This window comes from Pseudoalteromonas luteoviolacea S2607 (genome assembly GCF_001625575.1).
GTDB classification, from domain to species: Bacteria; Pseudomonadota; Gammaproteobacteria; order Enterobacterales; family Alteromonadaceae; genus Pseudoalteromonas; species Pseudoalteromonas luteoviolacea_E.
Map to the genome: position 1 here is coordinate 281,326 of NZ_AUXV01000067.1, position 24,597 is coordinate 305,922.

The 24,597-nt window shown below is 42.6% G+C and carries 21 protein-coding genes; 14 read left to right on the plus strand and 7 right to left on the minus strand.

Features of this window, described 5'->3' with window-relative positions:
• Positions 1-103: 103 nt before the first annotated feature.
• Positions 104-2,611 carry an EAL domain-containing protein gene (locus N480_RS21465; protein ID WP_063374483.1) on the minus strand — a complete coding sequence of 836 codons (2,508 nt, stop codon included), beginning with the start codon at positions 2,609-2,611 and terminating at the stop codon, positions 104-106.
• A 269-nt stretch (positions 2,612-2,880) separates the two neighbouring features.
• Here N480_RS21465 and queA point away from each other — a divergent pair, with 269 nt between their 5' ends.
• The 8 genes from queA to N480_RS21510 all read left to right on the plus strand — a co-directional run bounded on the left by queA (position 2,881) and on the right by N480_RS21510 (position 12,123).
• Positions 2,881-3,921 (plus strand): tRNA preQ1(34) S-adenosylmethionine ribosyltransferase-isomerase QueA, encoded by a 1,041-nt coding sequence (gene queA, locus N480_RS21475; RefSeq protein WP_063374485.1) that lies wholly within the window; start codon positions 2,881-2,883, stop codon positions 3,919-3,921.
• A 199-nt stretch (positions 3,922-4,120) separates the two neighbouring features.
• A complete protein-coding gene (gene tgt, locus N480_RS21480) occupies positions 4,121-5,251 on the plus strand; it encodes a tRNA guanosine(34) transglycosylase Tgt (protein WP_063374486.1) in 1,131 nt (376 codons plus the stop codon).
• Positions 5,252-5,282: 31 nt separating this feature from the next.
• Entirely contained in the window at positions 5,283-5,621 is a 339-nt protein-coding gene (gene yajC, locus N480_RS21485; protein ID WP_063358707.1) for a preprotein translocase subunit YajC, read from the plus strand.
• 21 nt (positions 5,622-5,642) lie between these two features.
• Entirely contained in the window at positions 5,643-7,502 is a 1,860-nt protein-coding gene (gene secD / locus N480_RS21490) for a protein translocase subunit SecD (protein ID WP_063374487.1), read from the plus strand.
• A gap of 8 nt (positions 7,503-7,510) precedes the next feature.
• Positions 7,511-8,452: a protein translocase subunit SecF gene (gene secF, locus N480_RS21495; RefSeq protein WP_063374488.1), complete on the plus strand. Its 942-nt coding sequence runs from the start codon at positions 7,511-7,513 to the stop codon at positions 8,450-8,452.
• Between the two features lie 165 nt (positions 8,453-8,617).
• Positions 8,618-9,148: a hypothetical protein gene (locus tag N480_RS21500; RefSeq protein WP_063374489.1), complete on the plus strand. Its 531-nt coding sequence runs from the start codon at positions 8,618-8,620 to the stop codon at positions 9,146-9,148.
• Between the two features lie 196 nt (positions 9,149-9,344).
• On the plus strand, positions 9,345-11,123 hold the full coding sequence (locus tag N480_RS21505; protein WP_419554953.1) for a GGDEF domain-containing protein: 1,779 nt from the start codon (positions 9,345-9,347) through the stop codon (positions 11,121-11,123).
• 208 nt (positions 11,124-11,331) lie between these two features.
• Positions 11,332-12,123, plus strand: a complete 792-nt coding sequence (locus tag N480_RS21510; protein ID WP_231101441.1) for a substrate-binding periplasmic protein — start codon at positions 11,332-11,334, stop codon at positions 12,121-12,123.
• A 2-nt stretch (positions 12,124-12,125) separates the two neighbouring features.
• On the opposite strand, the gene N480_RS21515 is transcribed toward N480_RS21510, so the two are convergent.
• The 4 genes from N480_RS21515 to N480_RS21535 form a co-directional block, all read right to left on the minus strand.
• Complete coding sequence (locus N480_RS21515; RefSeq protein ID WP_196761534.1) at positions 12,126-12,746, minus strand: hypothetical protein; 621 nt, start codon at positions 12,744-12,746, stop codon at positions 12,126-12,128.
• 529 nt (positions 12,747-13,275) lie between these two features.
• Positions 13,276-14,907, minus strand: a complete 1,632-nt coding sequence (locus N480_RS21525; RefSeq protein ID WP_063374492.1) for a methyl-accepting chemotaxis protein — start codon at positions 14,905-14,907, stop codon at positions 13,276-13,278.
• Between the two features lie 148 nt (positions 14,908-15,055).
• The gene (rsuA, locus tag N480_RS21530) at positions 15,056-15,766 is read right to left on the minus strand and encodes a 16S rRNA pseudouridine(516) synthase RsuA (protein ID WP_063374493.1); all 711 of its coding nucleotides are present in this window, start codon (positions 15,764-15,766) and stop codon (positions 15,056-15,058) included.
• Positions 15,767-15,814: 48 nt separating this feature from the next.
• Positions 15,815-16,144 carry a 5-carboxymethyl-2-hydroxymuconate Delta-isomerase gene (locus tag N480_RS21535; RefSeq protein ID WP_063374494.1) on the minus strand — a complete coding sequence of 110 codons (330 nt, stop codon included), beginning with the start codon at positions 16,142-16,144 and terminating at the stop codon, positions 15,815-15,817.
• 207 nt (positions 16,145-16,351) lie between these two features.
• Between N480_RS21535 and N480_RS21540 the strand changes: the two genes are divergently transcribed.
• The 5 genes from N480_RS21540 (at position 16,352) to N480_RS21560 (ending at position 20,850) form a co-directional block, all read left to right on the plus strand.
• Positions 16,352-17,137, plus strand: coding sequence for a hypothetical protein (locus N480_RS21540; RefSeq protein WP_063374495.1), 786 nt, complete (start codon positions 16,352-16,354; stop codon positions 17,135-17,137).
• Positions 17,130-17,753 (plus strand): LysE family transporter, encoded by a 624-nt coding sequence (locus tag N480_RS21545; protein ID WP_063374496.1) that lies wholly within the window; start codon positions 17,130-17,132, stop codon positions 17,751-17,753. Before N480_RS21540 ends, N480_RS21545 begins: the two co-directional genes overlap by 8 nt.
• Positions 17,754-17,762: 9 nt before the next feature.
• A complete protein-coding gene (locus N480_RS21550) occupies positions 17,763-18,263 on the plus strand; it encodes a gamma-glutamylcyclotransferase family protein (RefSeq protein ID WP_081231953.1) in 501 nt (166 codons plus the stop codon).
• Positions 18,264-18,272: 9 nt separating this feature from the next.
• On the plus strand, positions 18,273-19,850 hold the full coding sequence (locus N480_RS21555; protein WP_063374498.1) for a serine hydrolase: 1,578 nt from the start codon (positions 18,273-18,275) through the stop codon (positions 19,848-19,850).
• Positions 19,851-19,932: 82 nt separating this feature from the next.
• Positions 19,933-20,850: a histone deacetylase family protein gene (locus tag N480_RS21560; protein WP_063374499.1), complete on the plus strand. Its 918-nt coding sequence runs from the start codon at positions 19,933-19,935 to the stop codon at positions 20,848-20,850.
• Here the strand turns inward: N480_RS21560 and N480_RS21565 are convergent.
• Positions 20,847-21,149, minus strand: a complete 303-nt coding sequence (locus N480_RS21565) for a hypothetical protein (protein ID WP_063374500.1) — start codon at positions 21,147-21,149, stop codon at positions 20,847-20,849. The genes N480_RS21560 and N480_RS21565 overlap by 4 nt on opposite strands.
• Positions 21,150-21,226: 77 nt before the next feature.
• Between N480_RS21565 and N480_RS21570 the strand changes: the two genes are divergently transcribed.
• Complete coding sequence (locus N480_RS21570) at positions 21,227-23,743, plus strand: EAL domain-containing protein (protein WP_063374501.1); 2,517 nt, start codon at positions 21,227-21,229, stop codon at positions 23,741-23,743.
• Here N480_RS21570 and N480_RS21575 read toward each other — a convergent pair.
• On the minus strand, positions 23,719-24,531 hold the full coding sequence (locus N480_RS21575; RefSeq protein WP_063374502.1) for a DUF2797 domain-containing protein: 813 nt from the start codon (positions 24,529-24,531) through the stop codon (positions 23,719-23,721). The two genes, N480_RS21570 and N480_RS21575, sit on opposite strands and share 25 nt — an antisense overlap.
• Between the last annotated feature and the right edge of the window lie 66 nt (positions 24,532-24,597).

A 24,597-nucleotide genomic window follows, 5' to 3' on the forward strand; every position in this document is an offset into this window, starting at 1 on the left:
GCCTAGTTTTATGTAAGTAACTTAAACTAGGAGACATTTCGTTGCGAGCTTTAATTATAGTTGAGTTTTTATTTTACTGCAGCGACTTTTTTACCCGTTTTGGTTAGCACGCTGTTTTTAGTGATAAAATAGTTTCTAGGGCAAGTTTGAGTTGCTCTATCGGTAATGGACGAGAGATGAAGTAGCCTTGACCATAGTCGACACCAATCTCTTTGAGCGCTTCAAAAATTTCTTTGTTTTCAACATATTCAGCAACAGAACTCTTATCTAAAGAGTGGCTAATATCGTTAACGGCTTTTACCAGCGCGAGGTCAATTGGGTCATTCAGCATATCTCTTACGAAGGAACCGTCGATTTTAACATGCTGTGCAGGCAACTGTTTTAGGTAACTAAATGTACTAAACCCCGTGCCAAAATCATCAATAGAGAAATGACAACCTAATTGGTTAAGCTGTTTTATCATCGCTTGGGTTGCGGTGAGATTATTAATACTGGCAGATTCTGTAATTTCGAAAATAATGCAATGTGCTGGGACTTGAAAGTCTCGTAGACAACTTTGAATGTGCGGCATTAACCGCTCATCCAAAAAGGATTGCGCAGACAGGTTCAATGAAACCTGATGAAGCTCTGGGTGTGTCGCCACCGCTTTGATGCTTTCTCTGATAACCGATTGGTCCATCAAGTAAGTATCATTGAGTAACTCTAAAGCTGGGATAAACTGGTTAGGGTAGATGAGTTTGTCGTCTATAACTAAGCGCAGTAGCGTCTCATAGTAAGCGATGGAGTTATTTTTAAAGTCCCATATAGGCTGATAATGTAGCTCTAATTGATTGTTTTTTAAAGCTTCTCGAACACTATGACCCCATTCCAATCCAGTCTGTAAGGTACTGTTTTTGTCGTCTTCTTTGCTATAGCAATGTACCAAATTACGACCAAGGTTTTTGGCAATATAGAGTGCAATATCTGACTGTTTTAAGCATTCATTCGGATCGCTGTTGGTTTGTGTAATTTGTGTCAGTCCAATAGAACAGCTGATGGTATAACTTGCTTCTTCTGAATGAAATCTATGGTTTTCAATCGCACTACAAATACCTTCAGCCATCATATGTGCTTCAAGTAGCGATTTGTTTTTAAGGAGCACTGCAAATTCATCGCCACCGATCCGAAAGATCAGGTGCTCTTGACTGATATGCTCACCAAATAACTGTGCGACCTCTTGCAATACAATGTCACCTTGTTGGTGGCCTTTACTGTCATTGATAATCTTAAAGTGATCGAGATCGATGTAGATCAGCGCATGCTCTATATCGCCCTGTAACTTGGCCTGTTGGCAAAACAGGTTAAGCTGTTGGTCAAAGTAATACCGGTTGTGTAAACCCGTGAGCGTGTCATGTAGCGCTAAATGTCTCAGCTGCAACTCCGCCTCTTTGCGCTCATGAATATTGTCTATGGTGGCAGTAATTGTCGTTGTACTGGTTTTATTTTTAATTAACTGAAAACGACATTCTACCCAAACAGCACTCCCTGAGTGATGTCTCATTTGAAGCTCAAATGTTGAAGATTGCGCCCCTGCCAATATCTCTTTAACGATGAGGTGTAGTTTAGGTAAATACTCTGGCAGTACATAGTCACACAGCTGGGTTGAAAGTGTTGATTTCAGCTTATGGCCCGTTAGTTGCTCCCATGCCGGGTTAATGAATCTGATAGTGCCATTGGCATCTAATTCGAGCACCACGGTGTTTAAATGAAGCAGGATCCGTTGGTGAGCAGAAAACAGCTCCTTATAGCTTTGTTCGCTGCGACTTAGTTGTTCGACTTTGTTAGCAAACTCGGCATAGCTCACCATAAAATCTTCGCGGCGTGCGGCATGATCACACACCTTACTTAACAGAGATAAGTTATAAGGAGAGCGCACAAAGTCAGTTACACCCAGTAGTAATAACTGCTCTGCATAATCTGCATCTTGATTGTCGATAATTGTTACAATTGCTTGACTAGGCTTGTGTTGTAGTATGTTTGCAACCAGTTCCTTGGTGGTTTCTGCACGGGTAGATGTTGCGTCGAGCAATACAATGGCGTAATCATTCTGTAAAAATTCAGAAAGAGCAGTATTGGCAGAGATCACATGTTTGGTAGTAAAGCTCAATGCTAAATGGTCGACAATGTCAGCTGCTTTTTTCTCGTTGTGCTCTAACAGCAGCAAATTCAGCCGACTACTTTTTTGCAAATGAGTAGACAGTACATTGGCTAAAACTTGCGGTAGTACATCATGGCGCTCTAACGGTAATACGGCGTCAATGCTGTAACTGCGAGCGGTGGTTTCGGCAATGCGTTCGCAGTAAGTCGGAGGTATAAGTACAATAGGGGTATTCTTTGGCGTTTTGAGTAACCCAGAACGGATCATACGAGAAAAGCGCCAGCCATCGATCTTACCCACATTCAAGCCACTGATCACCAGATCAACGGCCTGTTGCTTTAATAATTGCAGTGCCGCTTGAGTATCACTGAGCTCAATAATTTGGAATACATTTAGCTTTTGTAACGTTCTTATTACGGTCTGGCGCTCAATATGATCCGCATTGACGAGTAATAAAGTCAGCTGTTTTGCCATGGCGTTACTACCTCAAACGCATGTTTCTAGTTCGTATTCTACTGCCCATATCAATTTATTAGGTTGTTTTATATTGCCTTTTTCGCAATATCGCACTCAATTTGTTATGGCTGGTTTTTACGCGTATGAGCGCGCAATAGCCAGTAGAGTAAAGCTATTTGACACAGCTGACAAGAGCCTAAAAAGTATGAATAGATATCCTATGTTGCTTGATTTCATTTCCGTGCAGCACTAGACTTGCCGCCAACTTGCACGAATATGAGGTCTACATGCGCGTAGCTGACTTTAGTTTTGAACTTCCCGATGAATTAATTGCTCGTCACCCAAAAGCGGAACGTACGAGTAGCCGCTTACTTACTCTCAATGGTGACAGTGGTAATCTAGAACACAAGATATTCAAGGATATTATTGATCTAATTGAGCCAGAAGATCTGATCATTTTCAATAATACTAAAGTGATCCCAGCTCGCATGTTTGGCCAAAAAGCGACTGGCGGCAAAGTTGAAGTGTTGGTCGAGCGTATTCTAGATGAACATCGAGTACTTGCCCACGTTCGCTCAAGTAAGTCACCTAAACCAGGGGCTGAGTTGATCTTAGAAGGTAAAGCACAGGCGACAATGGTTGCGCGTCATGGTGAATTGTTTGAGCTTGCATTTGAGGGTGAGCACAGTGTGCTGACCATACTCGACGAAATTGGTCATATGCCATTGCCACCTTACATAGATCGTCCCGATGAAGAAGGCGACAAAGAAAGGTATCAAACGGTTTACAGTGAAAAGCCAGGTGCTGTAGCCGCACCTACAGCAGGTTTACACTTCGATGATACCTTAATGGCTCAGCTGAAAGACAAAGGCGTTGATATGGCTTTTGTTACACTACATGTAGGGGCTGGTACATTTCAGCCGGTGCGTGTAGATGACGTTAAAGACCACAATATGCACTCCGAGTACATTGAAGTACCTGAAGATGTCGTTGACGCGGTGACGCGTTGTAAGCAGCGAGGTGGTCGGGTGATTGCTGTAGGTACTACCTCTGTACGCTCGTTAGAGTCTGCGGCAAAAGTACATGGCGGCGAATTGAAGCCATTTTATGGTGATACAGATATCTTCATCTTCCCTGGTTATCAGTTCAATGTCGTTGATGTGATGATCACAAACTTCCATTTACCTGAATCGACATTGATTATGTTGGTCAGCGCCTTTTCCGGACAAGATCACATCATGAATGCCTATGAAACTGCGATAGAAGAACGCTATCGCTTTTTCAGTTATGGTGATGCGATGTTCTTGACCAGACAAAATAAAGCATAAAAATACAGCCCGGCGAAATGCCGGGTTTTTTGTTTTTAATAAGTACCTTTTATAACTGTGACTTTATTTATCGCTTTTTAGCCCCAATATTAGAATTGCTCGGCCTTTATTGGTAGAATCTGACGGTTTATATGACCCCTACATGGGAAAAAGTCATTGGTTAAGAATTGTTGGACTGTTTTTCCGACACGAGGTAGATATGAAATTTGAATTAGATTGTACGCATGGCAAAGCCCGCCGTGGTCGTTTGGTGTTTGATCGTGGTGTTGTAGAAACACCTGCGTTTATGCCAGTAGGTACCTATGGAACAGTAAAAGGCATGACGCCAGACGAGTTGAAAGAAACGGGTGCCCACATCTGTCTTGGAAACACGTTTCACCTAATGTTACGTCCAGGCACTGAAATTATTAAACAGCATGGTGACCTACATGATTTTATGAATTGGGATAAACCAATTCTGACCGATTCAGGTGGCTTCCAGGTATTCAGTCTAGGGGCGATGCGTAAAATTTCTGAAGAGGGCGTGCTATTTAAATCACCTGTAAATGGTGAAAAGATCATGCTTTCTCCAGAAAAAGCAATGGAGGTTCAGCGTGATTTAGGCTCAGATATCGTGATGATATTTGACGAATGTACGCCTTACCCAGCAACAGAAAAAGAAGCAAAAGACTCTATGGAGCTGTCACTACGCTGGGCTAAACGCTCTAAAGAAGCGCATGGTGATAACCCATCTGCGTTATTCGGTATTATCCAAGGCGGTATGTATCCTGAACTGCGTGCAGAGTCACAAAAAGGCCTAGAAGATATAGGTTTTGACGGTTATGCGTTAGGTGGTTTATCTGTTGGTGAGCCAAAAGAAGAAATGGTTAAAATTCTGGACCATTGTGCTTACAAAATGCCAGAGCAAAAGCCTCGTTACTTGATGGGGGTGGGTAAGCCGGAAGATCTAGTTGAAGCCGTACGCCGTGGTATCGATATGTTCGACTGTGTAATGCCTACGCGAAACGCACGAAATGGGCACTTGTTTGTTACCGATGGTGTGATTAAAATCCGTAACGCAGTTCACAAAACAGATACAAGTCCTTTGGACGCAGAGTGTGATTGTCACACGTGTAAGAATTATTCTCGTGCCTACTTGCATCACTTAGACAAGTGTAATGAAATTTTAGGTGCAAGATTGAATACCATCCACAATTTACGTTATTACCAGCGTTTGATGGAAGGTATGAGGAACGCCCTGACTGAAGGGACATTTGAAGAATTTGTAGCTGATTTTTACGAGCGTAGAGGCTTACCTGTACCGCCTCTAGCTGACGTAGAAGCAGAGTAAAAGTTTTATCAAAATTAAATGAGGAAAAGCAATGAGCTTATTTATTTCTAACGCCCACGCAAGCACTGCGGCTGCTGCCCCTGCTGGTGGTGGTATGGAAATGCTTATTATGTTGGCTATTTTTGGTTTGGTATTTTATTTCTTAATTTACCGACCACAAGCTAAGCGCGTAAAAGAGCATAAAGACCTTATGGGTGCTTTGGGCAAAGGTGATGAAGTACTTACTTCAGGTGGCCTTGTCGGTAAAGTTTCGAAAGTTGCAGAAGACAAAGATTTCGTGGTAATTGCCCTGAATGACCAAGTTGAAGTAACAGTTCAAAAATCAGCGGTTGCAGCAGTTTTACCTAAGGGTACAATGAAATCGCTATAACAATAAGAAAGGGATAATCCAGTGCTAAACAAGTATCCAATGTGGAAATATTTACTTGTACTCGCTGTATTGGCCGTTGGCATTCTCTATGCTACCCCTAATATGTATGGTCGTGATCCGGCCATACAAATTTCTGGTACGAAAGGAGCTGACGCTGATTTAAGCGTGCTTGATCAAGCAAATAAAACACTTCAAACAAACAACTTACCAATTAAATCTGCCGTTCTTGAAGAAGGGCAAGTGCTTATTCGCTTTAAAAACGTTGAAGATCAGCTAAAAGCGCAGGATATCCTACGTGATACACTAAGCGAAGATTACATCTCAGCAATTAACATGTCTCCAGCACAGCCTGATTGGCTGAAAAACATTGGCGCGAATCCAATGAAGCTTGGCTTGGACTTAAGCGGTGGTGTCCACTTTACGATGGAAGTGGACATGGCAACGGCGATGGGTAAAGCGCTTGAGCAGATGGAGCAAGACTTTAAGAGTGACCTACGTGAAGAAAAATTACGTTATGGTTCTATTCGTCAAGTTACCAATAGTGAACGTATTCAAGTGGTTATGCGTTCAGAAGAAGACAAAAAGGCCGCTGAGCGTTTCTTGAAAAATCGTTACCCCGGCAATGTATTTGTCAATGATAGTAGCAATGACTTAGCGTTCTTCTCTAGCTTGAGCGATTTGAAAAAGCGCGAGTTACGCGACTATGCAATCAAGCAAAACGAAACCATCATTCGTAACCGTATCAATCAACTCGGTGTTGCAGAGCCAAATGTACAGCGACAGGGTTCCGAACGTATTATCGTTCAACTACCTGGTGTACAAGACACCGCGCGTGCGAAAGAAATTTTAGGTGCCACAGCGACTTTAGAATTCCGTGAAGTGGACGAGCGTGCGGATACACGTACAGCTGCGCAAGGCCGAGTGCCTGGCGGTAGCGAAGTACTGTATCACAAAGATGGCTACCCAGTGGTATTGAAAAAACGCGTGATTTTGGAAGGCTCACACATTACCGGTGCACAATCGGGCATGGATGAGTACCAGCGTCCTCAAGTAAGCATTAACCTTGATAGCAAAGGTGGCGCTAAAATGAGTGCCTTTACCAAACGCGCAGTTGGTAAGAGCATGGCAACGGTATTTATTGAATACAAGCCTTCAGGTAAAGTTGATGCTGAAGGTAAAGCGCTTCCACCAATTAAAGTTGAAGAAGTGATTAACGTCGCGACCATTCAATCACGTTTAAATAACTCATTCCGTATCACCGGTATAGATAACCCAGCAGAAGCACATAATCTGAGCTTACTTTTACGTGCAGGTGCGCTGGTTGCGCCTATTCAGATCGTGGAAGAGCGAACGGTAGGCCCCAGCCTTGGTCAAGAAAACATTGAAGCGGGTATGACCGCCGTTGTGCTTGGTTTCGCTTTTGTACTTGCTTTCATGTTGATGTACTACAAAGGGTTTGGTCTAGTCGCTAATTTAGCGCTGGCAGCAAACCTTGTGATGATCATTGGTGTGATGTCGATGATCAGTGGTGCAACACTAACGCTACCAGGTATTGCGGGTATAGTACTAACTGTTGGTATGGCAGTCGATGCGAACGTGCTTATTTTTGAGCGTATTCGAGAGGAGTTGGCGGACGGGCGCAGCCCACAGCAAGCTGTTCACTTTGGCTATGACAGTGCCTTCAGTACTATTTTTGACGCGAATATCACAACTTTAATAGCTGCGGTTATTTTGTTCTCGGTGGGAACCGGCCCAATAGCAGGTTTTGCCGTGACATTAGCAATCGGTATTTTGACATCTATGTTTACAGCGATTGTTGGTACTCGTGCCGTGATCAACGCCTTTATTGGCGGTAAACGCATCAACAAGCTGTCGATATAGGAGCGAATATGCAGTTATTAAAATTATCAAGCACAATCCGCTTTATGTCGGCACGTAAGTTGTCGATGGCTTTTTCAGCGTTACTGATTTTGGCTTCTATTGCATCGTTTATGGTCAAAGGCCTGAACTTTGGTTTGGATTTCACAGGCGGTACAGCGGTAGAAGTTGGTTTTTCACAACCTGCTGATTTACCAAAGATCCGTAAAGTACTTGCTGAGAATGGGTTTGCAGATGCCGCAGTAACGCTATTTGGTTCAAGCCAAGAGGTATTGGTTCGTATCGCCCCTCGTGATGATGTTAAGGCGGAGACTATTGGCAACCAGCTGATTGATGCGTTAAAACTGGCTGACAGCAGCGTTGAAATGCGTCGTATTGAGTTTGTAGGTCCAAGCGTGGGTGAAGATCTAAAAGAGCAGGGCGGCTTGGCTATGCTGACGGCACTGCTGTGTATTTTGGTCTACGTTGCGTTTCGATTCGAATGGCGCTTTGCCGTTGGTGCGGTTGCAGCTCTTTTCCATGATGTGATTCTGACAATGGGTCTGTTCTCTTTACTTGAGCTTGAATTTGACTTGACCATTTTGGCGGCAATTTTGGCAGTAATCGGTTATTCACTGAATGACACCATTGTTGTATCTGACCGTATTCGTGAAAACTTCCGTAAGGTACGTATTGACGATACCATTGAGATCATTGATATTTCACTGACACAAACAATGAACCGTACCCTTGTAACATCAATCACGACTATTCTTGTATTGATCGCGCTATTTGTATGGGGTGGCCAAACCATCCATGGTTTTGCGACTGCATTATTATTTGGTGTGTTCATTGGTACATACTCTTCTGTTTATGTAGCAAGTTCTGTAGCGGTTGCTATGGGTGTGAGTAAAGAAGACTTAATCCCAGTGGAAGTTGAAAAAGAAGGTGCTGATTTGGATGCTATGCCTTAATTTTAGGCTTCGTCTGGAAGCGTTTATCCATGTATAAAATGTAATAAACGCTATCTTCTCGATCAGAATCAAAAAGGCCACAGTTAATGTGGCCTTTGTTGTTTCAAAATGATGACAAGACTGTATAATGAGAATTGTTATCAATAATAAAGATTTGAGGATAGTATGTATAAACAGCTAGGAATTGCATGTGCTGCTTTGGCACTTTTTGCATGTTCAGAAAAAGAAAGCGCGCAAACTACTCAGCCAGAGAAAAAAGCACCAGTTACCGAGAATGCATTAAGCCAGTATAAAACGAAGGCAAAAGCCCTTTTAGCGAATATCAGAGAGCAAAAATCCGCATCTGAACTTGAGAAAGAGTCTGCAAACTTGGTTGCAACTTCACGTAGCGTACTTTCTGATTTCGTCACTAAGTACCCTCAATGTAAGGACTATTTAGATGCGCTAGATAAAGCAGCCGACTTGATCCCATCTTTGCCACTAGAAGAGATTGAAAGTGGTTACCATGAAGATGGCAAGCTGCCAAAGTATAGCGATCCTGTTTGTTATCACGCGAAAGACTTATTAGTGCACCCTGCTACAGTACAGGCAATTGCAAAGTTAGGTTTTACTGAAAATGCACAGTACCAAGATGCTGAGCTAGAAATTGTTGAAGTTATCGCCCATTTCGACCAAGTTGAAAGAGCGTTAAATTAAACGCTTAAGGTGAGGGCATTGCTCTCACTTTGCCTCCATGTTTTCACCACTTTTTTAAGTGACCATGCATATTTTTCATTCCCATAATTGGTAAATTCCATCTGATTGCAATCTAATTGTCATAAATCCTTGATAATTTGGCTGATTATTGAACACTTTAATTTGATTGGCTGTACCTGTGGATCCTATAAAATCCATGTTGGATGACATTCTCAGCAACGATGCTGTGTATCCAATGTTTCAACCTATTTTTGATCTTGCAAAAGAAAAGATCCTTGGTTTTGAGGCTTTAAGCCGGGGTAGTTTAGATAACGACCTTGTTCAGCCAGATAAGATGTTTGCAGCAGCCAGTAAGTATGACCGACTTTCTGAACTTGAATTGCTGTGCCGTAAAAAAGCGATAGAACAGTTTGCTCGGCTTAATTTGCCCGGTAAATTATTTCTCAACGTGAGCCCTAAGGCCTTGCTTGATCCTCATCATCCTAAAGGGGAAACGCTGCACCTCATTGAAGAGGCTGGTCTAAACTGTAACCGGGTCGTAATTGAAGTCACAGAGCAAGATAAAGTGGATGATGGTTTTTTACTTTTGAAGACTATCTCTCACTATCGCCAGCTTGGCTTTAAGATTGCGATAGACGACTTAGGTGCTGGGTATTCTGGACTTAAGCAGTGGTCTGAACTATGCCCCGACTTTGTTAAAGTGGACCGCTACTTTATAGATTATTGCGATCAAAGTATTGTTAAGCGTGAATTCCTAAAGTCTATCATTGATCTTGCTAAGGCGACCAATACAGCGGTGATTGCAGAGGGGATCGAACGAGAAGAAGAGCTTCGCTTACTCAAAAAGCTCGGGATCGTAAATGCTCAGGGCTTTTTACTCGCGAAGCCAAGTTGTCAGCCTAATAATGTCATTAACAACATACACGACAAACCCACTCAGCTAAGCCAAGCGACATCTCCAACGAGCCAGTTTGAGCAATCTATGGCAATAGGCTGGTTAGCGATGGATGTAACGGCAATACATACCAATACACAGTGCTTAGATGCCCACAGACGGTTCGAGCAGAACAAACAGCTGATGAGCATTGCAGTGCTAAATGATAACAGGCAGCCCGTAGGTCTGTTACACCGAGATCAGCTCACTGAAGTATTCGCTTCACCATACGGCCATGCACTATTTGATAAGAAATCAGTGGTGAAGTTAATGGATAAGCAGCCACTTATTGTTGATGAGCAACAAAAACTCGACTATGTGAGTCAAATGATCACTGAAAATGAGTTTGATATCAGGCGGCACATTGTTATTACAAAAGAGGGCGAGTATCTGGGGCTCGCACCGCTTAGAGACATTTTAAAACATATTACCGAAGAGAAGATTCGCCATGCGCAACATGCTAATCCTCTTACGATGTTGCCAGGCAACGTTGCTATAAATGAAGCGATAGAACAGCGCTTGAAAGCCAAGCATGAATTCTCTCTAGGCTACATAGATCTAAACCACTTTAAACAGTTTAACGATTTATATGGCTATGCAAGTGGTGACAGTGTGATTAAATTGCTGGCCGATGTCACCTTGGAAGTCTGTAAGCAGAGTCAGTGTTTTGTGGGTCATATTGGCGGTGATGACTTTATGGTGGTGTTCGATGGCGCCGATGCAGAGTCTCTTTGCCATCAGATCATCGAACTGTTTGAGGCGCGTTCAAAGTCGCTGTTTACGCCTGAACATGTTGCGGCTGGTGGCTATTGGGCTACGAATCGTGAAGGGCAAAAGCAGTTTGTCCCGCTACTGACGCTATCAATAGGGTTAGTTAGTCCTGATGTACACTCTTGCCATAACAGTCATCAAGTAGCCGCATTGGCAACTGACGCTAAAAAAGAAGCAAAGCGTTATCGAAATAGCTACTTATTTGTATGCAATCGACGTAAACCGAGTGCGCCGATGGTAAGGCTAGAAGCAGCAGCAAACCTTCCTTAGCTGAGTGGTATGCAAAGAAGCAGCATTTAGGGAGATAAATTTCTCTGATTAAATGCTGTTCTTGCCACCGAATGAAATCTTATTGCTTTACGAATATAAATTGGGAAATATATATACTTAAGGCGAAGAGAAATTCTTTGAAAGTTTGTATATATTGATTTATAACACTGCAACTAGCATGTCCACGGGGCTTTAGGGAGTCGCTATCATGATGAAGATATTTATGTCTGTTTGTTTGATTGTCTTCACTTGGGGTGCATTCGCTGTCGATAGTAAACCAGTTATTTATGTGGCCAAAGAGCAGAGGCCGCTTTATGACCGCGACTTATTTTTGTACGAGTTACTCCAGCAGGCTTTGCAGGCAGCAGAGTACGACGTCAATATTGAACATGTAAAAGTCCACCCGCATCAACAGCGCACTTTAATGGCGCTTAGTAAAGGGCGTGTTGATTTGCACTGGAGCATGACTAGCCCAGCCCGAGAAAAACTCGCTATTGCAGTCAAGTTTCCGTTATTTGACGGGCTGATTGGCAAGCGTGTGCTAATCATTCATAAAGCCCATTACGAGCGTTTTAAATCGGTTACAGAGCTAGAACAGCTACGTCGCTTTACAGCTGTTCAAGGGCACGATTGGCCAGACACTAAAATCCTTGCTAGTAACGGCCTTAATGTAAAACCAATCGCCAACTATCAAGCTATGTTTGACATGGTGCTTGCTAAAAAAGCGGACTATTTCCCGCGCTCTATTGTTGAAGCGCAATCGGAACTAAATAGTCAAAACAACCCCGCTTTGATGATTGTGCCTGACTATTACTTATCTTACCCCGCACGATTCTACTTTTTTGTGAATAGAGGCCATCCTGAATTGGCAACTAAATTAGAGAGCGGGCTTAAAAAGATGAAGGAAAGCGGCGCGTATCATGCCTTACTTTCCCGTTACTTTGATATTGAAGTGTTGTCCAGTAGCCATATGTTGCCACTGAACAACCCTTTCTATTAATGTTATTTTGTGCGCCTAATTGAAGGGGCTTTAAAATCATATGCCTCTTTGTAACTAAGGAAAGTAAGGACGACCAATACGCCGCAAAACATGGAGTAATTCAGGTAGCCTGTAACATCAAAAGCATAGTAGAAGAAGGTGATATCATACCCTTTTCCGTTACGCATGTAGTTTTCAATCAGTGCGAAAAAGCTGATCGCTGCACTGATAAGACATAACCAAGGCAAGATACTGTCCGCAAAGGTGTATCTGATTTTATGTTTTGGGAAGAGTTTTTTGGATATTTCGACTCTATAGGTCAGTGGCACTAATATCATCAGCTCTTTGACCAAGTGGATACCATAAATCAGACTATTTTGAATGAGCCGGTCACCGGGTTCAGATACTAGGCTAATAAGGCCGGTGGTGAATATAATATTTTCAAATAAAACAGGCATCATTGCTAAGAAGGAGATTGAACATATATTAACGTCTCTGAGTCGATGCCCAATTAAAAATACGAGAGATACGATAGAAATATACGCGAGAAAAAAGAAGTACGTCGCGTCTTGGATAATAAAGATCACTACTACCATTACGACATAAGGTAGTAGTAAATCTTTGAATGCAAACTGTTTTGCCATAAATAATACTTTACTGAGAAATAAACAAAAGGGTTTACGCTGTTAAGGCTTAACAACGGGTTTAGTGTGCTTACGCTTATTCCTCTGGAGACCGCAGTCATTTGAAAAAGGGTCTGCTGGACCTAATAAACCAGAGCCGCCTAAAATTAAACGGCATTGTTTCTTAGCAATCATCTTCATAGTGATCATCCTTATTTCATTGTTGTCTAGTCAGCTATTGAATGTTGAACATTCTTTAGTTTCCAATGGCAATAGGCACAACGCGAAGCCTTACTGCTTAACCAGTGAAGAAACGTCACCAAAACAGTAGTCATAAAGAACCAAAATATCTATTTTTGGTAGTACTTAAAGTCTGTATTTATGCGGGTGACTCAATGAATTTAACACCAAATAATTTGGAGTTAAACATTTTTTTACAAAAAAATAAGATGCTAAATTCAGGCCAATTTGTGAAAAAAATTACCCAAAAAAACAGGGGAGCCTAAATCCTATTTTTTTGGGTAACGCAATGTTTGGTAATACAGTGATATTAAAGCTTAAATTTAGCCATTTCAGACTCTAATTGAGTCGCTAGGGCCTTGATACTGTCGGTCGCGGTATGTGCTTGCTGTGATACGTTAGCTGTTTGAGACGCGGTATCTGAAATCGTCACAACCCTTTGCGCTGTATCTTCACCAGCGGCTAGTTGCTCTTTAGCTGCTAAAGCAATCTGGTCACTCATTTGAGAAATAGCACTAAGTGAACTTGCAACACTTCGAAGGGCTTCACTGGCTTCGCTAGACATGGTGACCGTTTTCTCACTGGTAGCAATACTCAAAGACACTGAAGATTTTGCTTCTTGCGTGGCTGATTGCAAGTTACCTATCATGGTATGAATCTCCTCAGTGCTTGATTGAGTTCGCTGAGCAAGCTGACGCACTTCATCTGCGACCACTGCGAATCCGCGCCCTTGCTCTCCCGCACGCGCAGCTTCAATCGCTGCATTGAGAGCCAACAAGTTTGTCTGCTCAGCAATACTTTGGATGACACTCAGAACATTAGCAATATTGTTTACTTCTTCATCGAGTGCCTGAATGTTATTCCCTGCACTGTCTATTTGCTGTTCAAGCAAGGCAATCGCTTCCGAAGCATCACTAGTTAAGCGGTCTGCATTTTGGCCTTGGTTCTCTGCCTCTTGCACTGAAAAAGCAGCTTGTTCAGCATGTTCAACAACCGTTTGTGCTGATGCTGTTAACTCTGTAATCGCTGAAGCGACCATTTGTGTTTCTTCACTCAAGCTTAGGGTTAAGTTTTCCAACTCAGTTGAGCGCGCTTCGCCATCATAGCTTTGTTCTTTTAAGGTATCACTGACAGTCATCAGACCGCCGACAACGCCTTTAAGGCCATCTTGCATATAGCGCATTGCAGCCATAATACTGTAGTCCTTTGCAGTTGAAGTATCTATTAGAGAGGTCAAATTGCCCTGAGACACCTGTCTCACAATCGCAAGTACGTCATTGAGCTCCGCACCTAATTTATTTGATAGAGATAGGCCATATCTTGCAATCGCGAATGTGAGGGCGACGGCGATAATAAGAGACAAAGACAGGAGCCAACTTGCCGTCTCCCAATATCGAGCATCGACTTCTTTGTAACTGATCCCCGTGCCGACATACCAGCCAAAGTCAGGCGTTTTCTGTACGACAGAAGTGAGATCGACAACTTCACCATTTCGTTCTGAAGTCCAATGATAGGTAATAATTTGATTGGTCCTATTACCAACTTGTCGTTCAACCAGACGTCCAATGCTGTTGCCATTGGCATCTTTGAAATCATTGAAGCTGGTGCCATGTAGTTGCGGGTCGTGCGGTGCAGCAACAAAATCGAGGTTACTGTCGACGACATATACGTACTCGGAGTCGTGGTATTTATTTTCTCGTAGAATCTTGGCTGCAAGTCGCTTAGCTTCTTGCTCTGAAAGCTCCCCAGATTGTACAAATTGCTCGAATTGTTCAACAATATTAACCGTGCTTTTCATAAGTTGATTAATTCGGGCTATATTATCTGTTTCACTGGCATGGCGCAGTGACTGTAGTCCCAATACAGCAACCAAAATAAGAGCGATAAAAATGGCTGCTGCAAATAGGATTATTTTTAGTCTTAAAGTCAGGGTCGAAAACACAATTTGCACCTTAACAGAGATCTAGTTAATTGATTATGGAACTCCACTTTTATGATTTATCATGTTTAAGCGGAGTATGTAAGTAGCCTATTACTGTATATGAATAAAAATTAGATGATTTTTCCTCATATGACGACTTTTCCCCCCATTACATTGCATTGATTATGCTTATTTCCTGCTCTGTGAGTGGTCGATACTGACCAGCAGACAGGTCGCCATCTAACGCAATACCTCCTACTTTTTCTCTATGCAATTCAACAACATGATTGTCAACTGCTGCAAGCATACGCTTTACTTGGTGGTATTTCCCTTCACAGATCGACAGCCTCAACGCATACTTATCTAAGGCTTCAGCTTGAGCCGGTCGAGTGAGCTGCTTTTCGTTGTGTAAAGCCACACCATCACGCAATTTTTGTAGCGCTTCTTCTGTGATTATTTCTTTCGTTTCAACAAGGTAAGTCTTGAATTTTTGTTTCTTAGGCGAGGTGATTTGATGTGACCAATCGCCGTCATTGGTGATAAGAACTAAACCAGTTGTGTCAATGTCTAGCCGGCCTGCAATATGAAAATCTTTTAAGTTAGGTTCATCTAAAAGATCAAAAACAGTGGGGTGTAAGTCGTCCTGATTAGCGCATACGTAGCCTTGAGGTTTGTGCAACATGAAATATCTTTTACCTAAATATTTCAATGTTTTATCGTTTATCTTTATTTCATCGGTCGTCGCGATTTGCAGTTCATTTCTTTTACACACAAGACCGTTTACAGTGACATTGCCTTTTTTAATTAATGACTTTACTTTGGTGCGTGGTAGCTCACCAATATTACTTACAAACTTGTCTAAACGGCATGGGAATTTCATGGTAGTTCTCAGGTAATCTATTATAAAAAAGTATTGGTTATAAATTATTTAATTTTTTCGATAAATAGTCGGATCTAAATCGTAAGGGTGAACGCTTAAACTGACACTATCGGACAAAATGTGCTGCAGTTCAGATAACACCCGTTCGCTCAGCATTTGTTTTTGCGACTGAGTCCGCCCCTCTAACAAATGTATTTGAACATGGACAAAGTCTTCTTTGCCATCGCCAAGCAAACAGGCTTGGTACTCTATAAGTCTGGTTTTAATTGTGGTTATGTCAAATAGCTTTGAGTCTGCGACACTCTGATGGACAGAGTTCAGGAGCTTAGACAAGCAGACATCAAGCGTCTTGGAATGTTCAATGATGATATGTGGCATGGTAAGTACAGCGTATTGTTTTATAGAGCTATATAATAAAGGGGTTCTGATGGAAAGCCAACACAGCAAAAATAGCTAAACCGATGATTAAAAGTTAAATAATGTTACACTGCTTTTAATTCATTTAATCAGTCAGGCAGCTTGCTTCAAATGAAGGCTCCTTGATAAGGTGTTGCTGTTTATCTAAGAGGTCGTGTTGGATTGAATATGTTATCTATTTTTAAGTCAAAGCCACTATTAGAAGAGTCTGAATCTCAATCTATTCTAGATTTGTTTTTGTGGGCAGCTGAGCATTTCGACAGCGATTATTTCTTACAAAATACACCAATAGTGCAACCTACAGAGCAGTTTTTCCCTGACCGAGTAACCAGTGTTGAAGAGATGGCTAGCTCGGTTTTTGAGCGTGTAAGAAGTTATGCCGGTCTAACACAATGGCCGATTCAATTGACGCCACCTCAGTTGATGTCCATGCAGCAAACATTTCCCCATTTTTCTTTTGAAAATGGCCTGAGAGGGGAAAATGTTGAGCTTATTCAAGCTCCGCTTCAGGCAGTTTCTGTGTCTTATAACCCGAATCAAATCAACCAACCTCAAGACTTAGTGGCAAGCATGGCTGGCAGTATGGCCTTAATGCTTATCCATCATGTAGGTAAATTACCACCGGGCGGGCAGCAAAACTTAGCTGTTGCAGCGGATGTGGTGGCCATTTTTATGGGATTTGGCACAATGCTGTGCAATACCGCATATCATTTTAGAGGGGGGTGTGGCTCTTGTTATAACCCTTATGCTAATCGTCAAGCAGCATTAAGTGAACAGGAGAGTGTATTTTTACATGCCCTTGTGTGTCACTTTAAGCCCAATAGCCAAGGCGGTAAGCATTTAAAGCCTCACTTAAAAAGTATGTATAAAAAGGCTGAAAAGCAGTTAAAGCAGATTTTGCAAACGAGCCCAGATCCGCTCTTGTTGGCACTAGAGGAGCGTAGCCGTGCTTGAGTACCTAGATGAGTTCATAATTATTGCATTGGCGCATTTCTTCGCCGTCGCAAGCCCAGGTCCAGATTTTGCGATAGTGTTAAAGCAGAGTGTACAGCAAGGCCGAAAAAACGCGTTGTTCACTAGCGCAGGTGTTGGGCTTGGCATTTTTGTGCATGTTAGTTACTGCCTACTTGGTGTTGCGCTTGTGCTATCTCAATCTCCTGAACTATTCAATGTGTTCAAGTATCTTGCTGGTGCGTATTTGGCGTATATGGGCATACAGGCGTTACGTTCGGCTAAACCGGCTCAAGGGCAAAAAGATGCACATGAACAACGAGTCTCAGAGTCTAATTGGAAGGCGTTGCAAAGAGGCTTTTTAGTTAATGCGCTTAATCCAAAAGCAACGTTGTTTTTCTTATCATTGTTTACACTGATGATTGACCCTGAAACCCCGCAGCAGGTACAAATTTTTTATGGTGTCTACATGGCTTTAGCTACGTGGATCTGGTTCTCAATTCTCTCGGTTATTTTATCCAGAACTTCAGTTCGGCATTTCTTTCATCGTGCAGGACACTGGTTTGACCGAGGAATCGGAGTGATATTGATATTGTTGGCCCTAAGAGTAGTGGTTTAGGGTCTACTCATGAATACTATGTTACATTACTACTTCGCTTACGGGTCTAACTTGTCCTCGAAACGTTTGTTCAAACGATTGCCGCACGCACAGTGCTTAGGCGTTGCTGAGCTGAAAGGGCATGAATTAACCTTTAATATGTTGAGTAAGGATGGGTCGGCAAAATGTGATATTACACGTACTGAGGCAGAATTCAGCCGGGTGTTAGGTGTGATTTACACGCTGTCGTCAGAAGAATTAAGCACATTGGATTTAATTGAGGGAACGCGGTACAACCGGGTGTCGAAGCTGGTAAGGCTTGTCAACGGCGAAGTGTTAGAAGCGCATTGTTACATTGCCAATACGTTTCACACTGACCGACTTCCATTTAGTTGGTACAAACAACATGTACTCAATGGTGCGAGAGAGCACAGCTTTCCTTCAAGCTACATAGATACTATTAATCACCAAACTAGCATGCAAGATCCCGACGTTAAGCGGGAACAATTGGAATTAGAGATATATAAATAACAAGGCAATATGGAAATGAAGCACACTCTTTGGCGCAAAGCCCTTTTTGTCAGTTCAGTATTACTGATGAGCAGCAATTCATTCGCACTTACAAACACTCAGTTAGAAGCAGTAGAAAAGTCAGTTGATCAGGCTATGGAGCGCTTTTCGATACCAGGACTTGCGGTTGGTATTGTCAATGATGGAAAATTGGTAATGGCAAAAGGGTTTGGCGTTAGAAGCTATGGAAAAGAAGCGCGTGTGGATGAGCATACTTTGTTTGGTATTGCGTCCAATAGCAAAGCATTTACGGCGGCAGCGTTAGCCATGTTAGTTGAGCAAGGCAAATTGAATTGGGATGATCCCGTAGTGAAGCATTTGCCTGAGTTTGAGCTCTATAGCAAAGTGCTCACTGAACAAATGACGATACGGGATTTACTGAGTCATCGGGGGGGCCTTGGTCTGGGGGCTGGGGATTTAATGATTTGGCCAGACACTGATAAATCTATTGAGGATATTTTAAAAGGGCTGAAGTACTTAAAGCCGGTTTCACAATTTCGCAATGAATACCATTATAACAACCTAATGTTTGTTGTTGCAGGTGAAGTCGTGAGCCGAGTCAGTGGTATTAGCTGGCACGATTTTGTAGAGCAACATATTTTTCCTAAAGTGGGAATGGATGGCTCCTATGCTGCGTTTTCTCGAATACCCCATGCTAATTTAAACTTTGCGACGGGTACCATTGAATATCAAGGCCAATTGGAGGAGTTCATCGGTGACTACCTTGAGGATTTTCGAGGAGCAGGATCAATCGCGTCTAACGTGGCTGATATGACTAAGTGGATGCAAACACAAATGAGTGCTGGTACCACGCCGTCGGGAGCGGTGTTGTTCAGCTCACAGTCGCAGAGCAACATGTGGCATCCTCATATTATGCGTGTACCCAAAGAGCAAGCTCTAAAGGATTTTAGACAACATTTTAAAGGGTACGGTCTAGGTTGGTCATTGGAAAGTTACTTTGGCTATAAAAAAGTAGGTCATATGGGCGGCATTCTTGGAATGGGCTCTCAAGTAGCAATGATCCCCGAAAAGGGGGTTGGAATTGTGTTGCTATCTAATCAGCAGGCTTACCCTGCACTGAGAGCCATTGCGAACGAAGTGTTTGAGCAAGCATTGGATCTAGCGCCTCGTGATTGGGTTGCTGACAGTGCTAAAACTTACCACGAAAGTCGAAACGAAAAATACAGCAAGCTTGGACCTGTGACACCAAAGAGAAAGAAACAGGGCCTCTCAGATGAACACTATACAGGTACGCTACGCAGTGCTTGGTACGGTGATGTGATCGTGGAAAAAATAGCGGGTGAATTACGCATCGACTTTACCCACACTGGATTGTTAAAAGGTTCTCTACATCACCATGATGGTCACAGTTTTGTCGTGAAGTGGGATGAGAAACTGCTTGAAGCCGATGCATATATTCATTTTAACTTAAATGATAAAAACCACGTAGAAAGTGCTGAAATGGAATGGGTTAATCCTGAAATTACAGATTTCAGTTTTGATTTTCATGATTTAAACCTAAAAGCGTTTCCCAAGCCTACAGAGTAGGTAAAAGGAATAGAACCAAAGTCTCAAGGCTCGCAATAGTAAACTTTGATACACTTGAGCGAGTCTCTCTCAAGGAATTGTTATGCGTACAGCAATCATTAGCCATCCATTTTGTCGAAAGCATAAGACGCACGCTGAACATCCAGAGTGCCCTCAGCGACTGGATGCGATTTCAGATCGCATACTGGCATCAGGGTTGGATATCGCATTAACTCATTTGAGTGCCCCTAAGGCTGACGTGGCACATTTTTCTTTGGTGCATGACAGTGAACATGTCAGACAAGTTATTAATACAGTTCCTGAAGAGGGGATAGCGGAGTTAGATGGTGATACTGCGCTGTGTAAAGACTCTTTTAAGGCAATTGAACGGGCGGTGGGGGCTGGTATTTTGGCTGTGGATGAAGTGTTAGCTGGACGCCTTGATGCGGCTTTTTGCTCGGTTCGCCCGCCTGGGCATCACGCAAGTCAAAATAAATCTGCAGGGTTTTGCGTGTTTAACAATGTGGCCATCGCCGTTGCGTATGCTAAGCAGCAGGGAGTTCAACGGATAGCGGTGTTAGACATCGATGTGCATCACGGTGATGGTACGCAAGCAATTGTTAAGGATAACTCAGATATCTTATTTTGTTCTTTGTTCCAATACCCTTTTTATCCGAATAGTGAAATTGAAAATACGGAAACAGTTGTAAACTCTCCGCTCCCTGTTGCGAGTGATGGGAATGATTTAAAAGCGCTTTTCTCTCAGCAGTGGTCACCTTTAATTAAGGCATTTAAACCTGAACTTATTTTTATCAGTGCGGGATTTGATGCGCACTTAGAGGATGACATGGGCGGGCTTAAGTTTGTCGAGAGTGATTATGCTTGGTTTACTAAAGAAGTTGCTAAACTGAGTCAGGAATTAAACTGTTTGGGCATTATTTCATGCCTAGAAGGTGGCTACGACCTATCATCCCTAGGTCGTAGTGTTGAGACTCACTTGCGTACACTGGCTGAGTTTTAGCTAAACTCCTTTAACAAACTAAATAGTTGGTGTAACTGGGTTATTTGGATTTTGGCGGTACAGCATTGTCCTTCTGAAACAAGCTTTTGTTGCACTAATGTCGTTAAAACTGAATGGCTTGGTGCATTTTTACGGTGGCCACTTAAGTCGTAAACCTCTTCATTTGAATCGATATATATCGCTGTTTTTAATTGCTTTTCTGAAAGGTAGAACAAACTATCTTGCAGAGTTTGAGCGCTTTCAACGTACTCTATACTTTGGTCGAATATAAGCACTAATGGGTACGATTTAATCAACATAATTTGTTCTCAGTCAAAGTCAGCACTAGGTGGCAAAGTATACTCAAGTTGGTAGTGTAATTGCGAGGAAAGTGCTTATGATGGGTGATTCACGTCAGCTGAAAATAAAAGACGTGTTTTCGACTAATTTACTGTCATGTGACTATTCGACCAGCTTACATGATGCACTCTGTATCATGCAAAAACATAGTATTAGTTCCATTTTTGTCAAAAACAACGAAGAAATAGTTGGTATTTGGACTGAGTCAGATTGCGTCAAATTGGATATAAAAAATGTTCGCATCATGGAGTTGCCCATTGGTCAGGTCATGACATCGCCTGTGCATGATATCTTGGTTGATAAAACGCTCAGTGAAGCCACTGTTAAGCTCCACCAGTTGGGCATTCGGCACTTATTAGTCAAAGATGTAAATTTCAAGCCAATTGGTGTGGTGTCTTTATCTGATATTGTCAGAAACCAAGGCTTAGATCACTACTTACATTTTCGCCCCATTGCTGATCACTATGATACTAGCGTCAAAATACTGGATAGTGAACAGTGTATTAGCGAAGCCATCGAGGTCATGCGCACCGAAGGGGCAACAGCCGTGTTGGTTTACCATCAGCAACTTAATGAATATGGCATTATTACGCAAAGGGACGTAGCGTACGCGATTTTGCAGCCACAATGGCAAATGCCGTGCTGGCAATTAGCCAGTTATCCCATGTTGTCTATGACTCCTGATGAGAGCCTGTTTGATGCTTACAGGAAAATGACTGCTAAATCGATTCGGCATTTAGTGGTGCGGGAGTCAAAATCCCAACAAGTTGTTGGCTTATTAGCCTTAAAGAATGTACTCACAGAAATTGAGACAGCCTACTGTAGCGAGTTGGAAAATGTGCTGGCGCAACGGGATATTGCGCTCAGAAAGTCAGAAAAGAATTTATACCTTGCCAATAGAATAATAGACGCGTCATTGGATGGCATTATGATCACGCGAAGCAGTGGCGAGATAATCCAAATAAATCCTGCTTTTAGTGCATTAACAGGGTATCAGGATTATGAAGTTATAGGGAAAAAACCCAGCATTTTAAGTTCGGGGCTACATGAAAAGCCATACTACGACACGATGTGGGCTGAGCTAAGAGCCAAAGGCGTATGGCAAGGTGAAATTTGTAACAAAAAGAAAAGCGGCCAAATTTACGTCGAGTGGTTAACCATCATTGAAATCAATGAGCCCTACAGTGATGAAGTGCTCTACGCGGCTATTTTCAGTGATATTACCGAACGTAAAAATGCGGAAGAAAAAATAGCGCGTCTGGCCTATTTTGATGAATTGACGGGGTTGCCAAACAGGCGCCTGTTTTACGATCGGCTGGCTATGGCGCTAGCTTCAGCGCATCGTGATAACCACAAAATTAGTATCATGTTTATTGATTTGGACCGTTTTAAAGAAGTAAATGATACCTTGGGCCATAGTGCAGGCGATAAGCTACTTATTCAGGTGAGTGAACGTATCAAGTCAATACTTAAAGAGGGCGATACCTTAGCACGCTTGGGTGGAGATGAATTTGTCGTGCTTCTTACCGAAGTTCACGACGTTGAGAGCGTACTCTCCTTTGCTGACAAACTCCTATTGAAATTTAATAAGTCCTTCAACTTAGGAGAAATCTCAGTTGCAGCGACAGCGTCACTGGGCGCCTCAATGTACCCAGAGGATGGATTGGACAGCGAAAGCCTACTCAAGCATGCTGATGTCGCCATGTATCGTTCAAAAGAGCTGGGGCGAAACTCTTTCCAAATGTATAAAGCCTCGATGAATGCGCGCTCATTGGAGCGGCTATCGATGCAGAGTCGTTTTCAAAGTGCGCTTGAAAATGGTGAATTTGAATTGTACTTCCAGCCTTTAAAGTGCTTAGCTAGTGGCCGTATTATGAGTTTGGAATGTTTATTACGATGGCAAGATCCTAATTTAGGGATGATTTCGCCAGGGCAGTTTATTCCTTTGGCCGAGGAGCTGGGATTAATCGTTAAACTGGATGAGTGGGTGATTGATCGCGCGTGTGCACAACTGGCCATTTGGTCTCAACAAGGGTGTGAAGTGCGCCGGTTAGCCATTAATGTTTCTGCGCAGCACCTTACACAAGGGGACTTAGTCAATACGTTAAATTCCGCGCTCGATAAGTACGGTGTAACAGGAAATCAAATTGAGTTAGAGCTCACTGAAAGCTGTTTTGTCGGCAACTTTCAAAAAGCGAAAACGGTATTGGGTGATTTAAAAAAGCTGGGGGTGAGTATCGCGTTAGACGATTTTGGCACCGGATATTCGGCATTGAGTTATCTTACTAAACTACCGATCGACATTCTTAAAATTGACCCCAGTTTTATCGCCAAGATTCCTGATGAGTACGGTAACAGTGAGGTCGTCAGTGCGATTGTTGCGATGGCCAAAGCTCTCAAATTGCATGTGGTCGCAGAGGGCGTTGAAAAGATAGAGCAAATGCAGTTTTTACAAAAGTTAGGTTGTCACGCTATGCAAGGGTATTTGTACTGTAAGCCGCTTTCAAAAGCGGCTTGGATCGGGTTTTATCAGGCCGAAAAACTGACCTCATAAGAGGTGAATTTACGGATATTAATTACACCATGTTCAAAAATAAGATATTGGCCTTTTATCCCTTTTAAAACCCCGGTTACCGTGGGTTCTTTATCAAAGTTAAAAGAACTTATTTTTGTAGGATAGTCATTCACAGGGAAAGTGAGGTCCACGACATCTTCGTCTAATCTCTCAATCGCTGTGGCCCCAAACAGTTGCGCCAATTCATCTAACTTCTCTTGGATTTTCGGGATCAAGACTTGCGCACTTTCCTTTAGATCCAACTCGGGGTTTATTCCTTTAAGCATATTGCGCCAATTGGTTTTGTCAGCAATATATTCTGCCAGCGCGACTTCAACAAGGCCTGACTGCAAACGTGTCTGAACCTTGAAAATAGGTAGCGCTTGGGTTGCTCCTTGATCTATCCAACGTGTTGGAATTTGCGTGTGTCGAGTGATCCCGACTTTTAAACCTGATGTGTTGGCTAAATAGACATAATGGGGGATCATACAGTTGGCTTCTCCCCATTCTGGTTCTCGACACGTGCCTTGATCAAAGTGGCATGTTTCAGGTTTCATGATGCACATATCGCAGCTTGCTAGCTTTTTCATACAGACGAAGCAATGACCCTGAGAGTAGCTTTTTTTGGTTTTCTTACCGCAGCTACAACAATAAATATTGCCGCTAAAGGTTAGTGTAATTTCGCGACCAAAATACTCGTTAAGGTTAACGAGCTCATCGCCAATTGGCAATTGGTACTGAATTGGGTTTGTGAGTGTAGCTTTGAGTTTTTTCAAAGTACCTTGCATCTTTACGCCCCTAAAGATGAATCAAAAGGAGATCCTAGCAAGTCAGATGCAAAATACCAATGATAA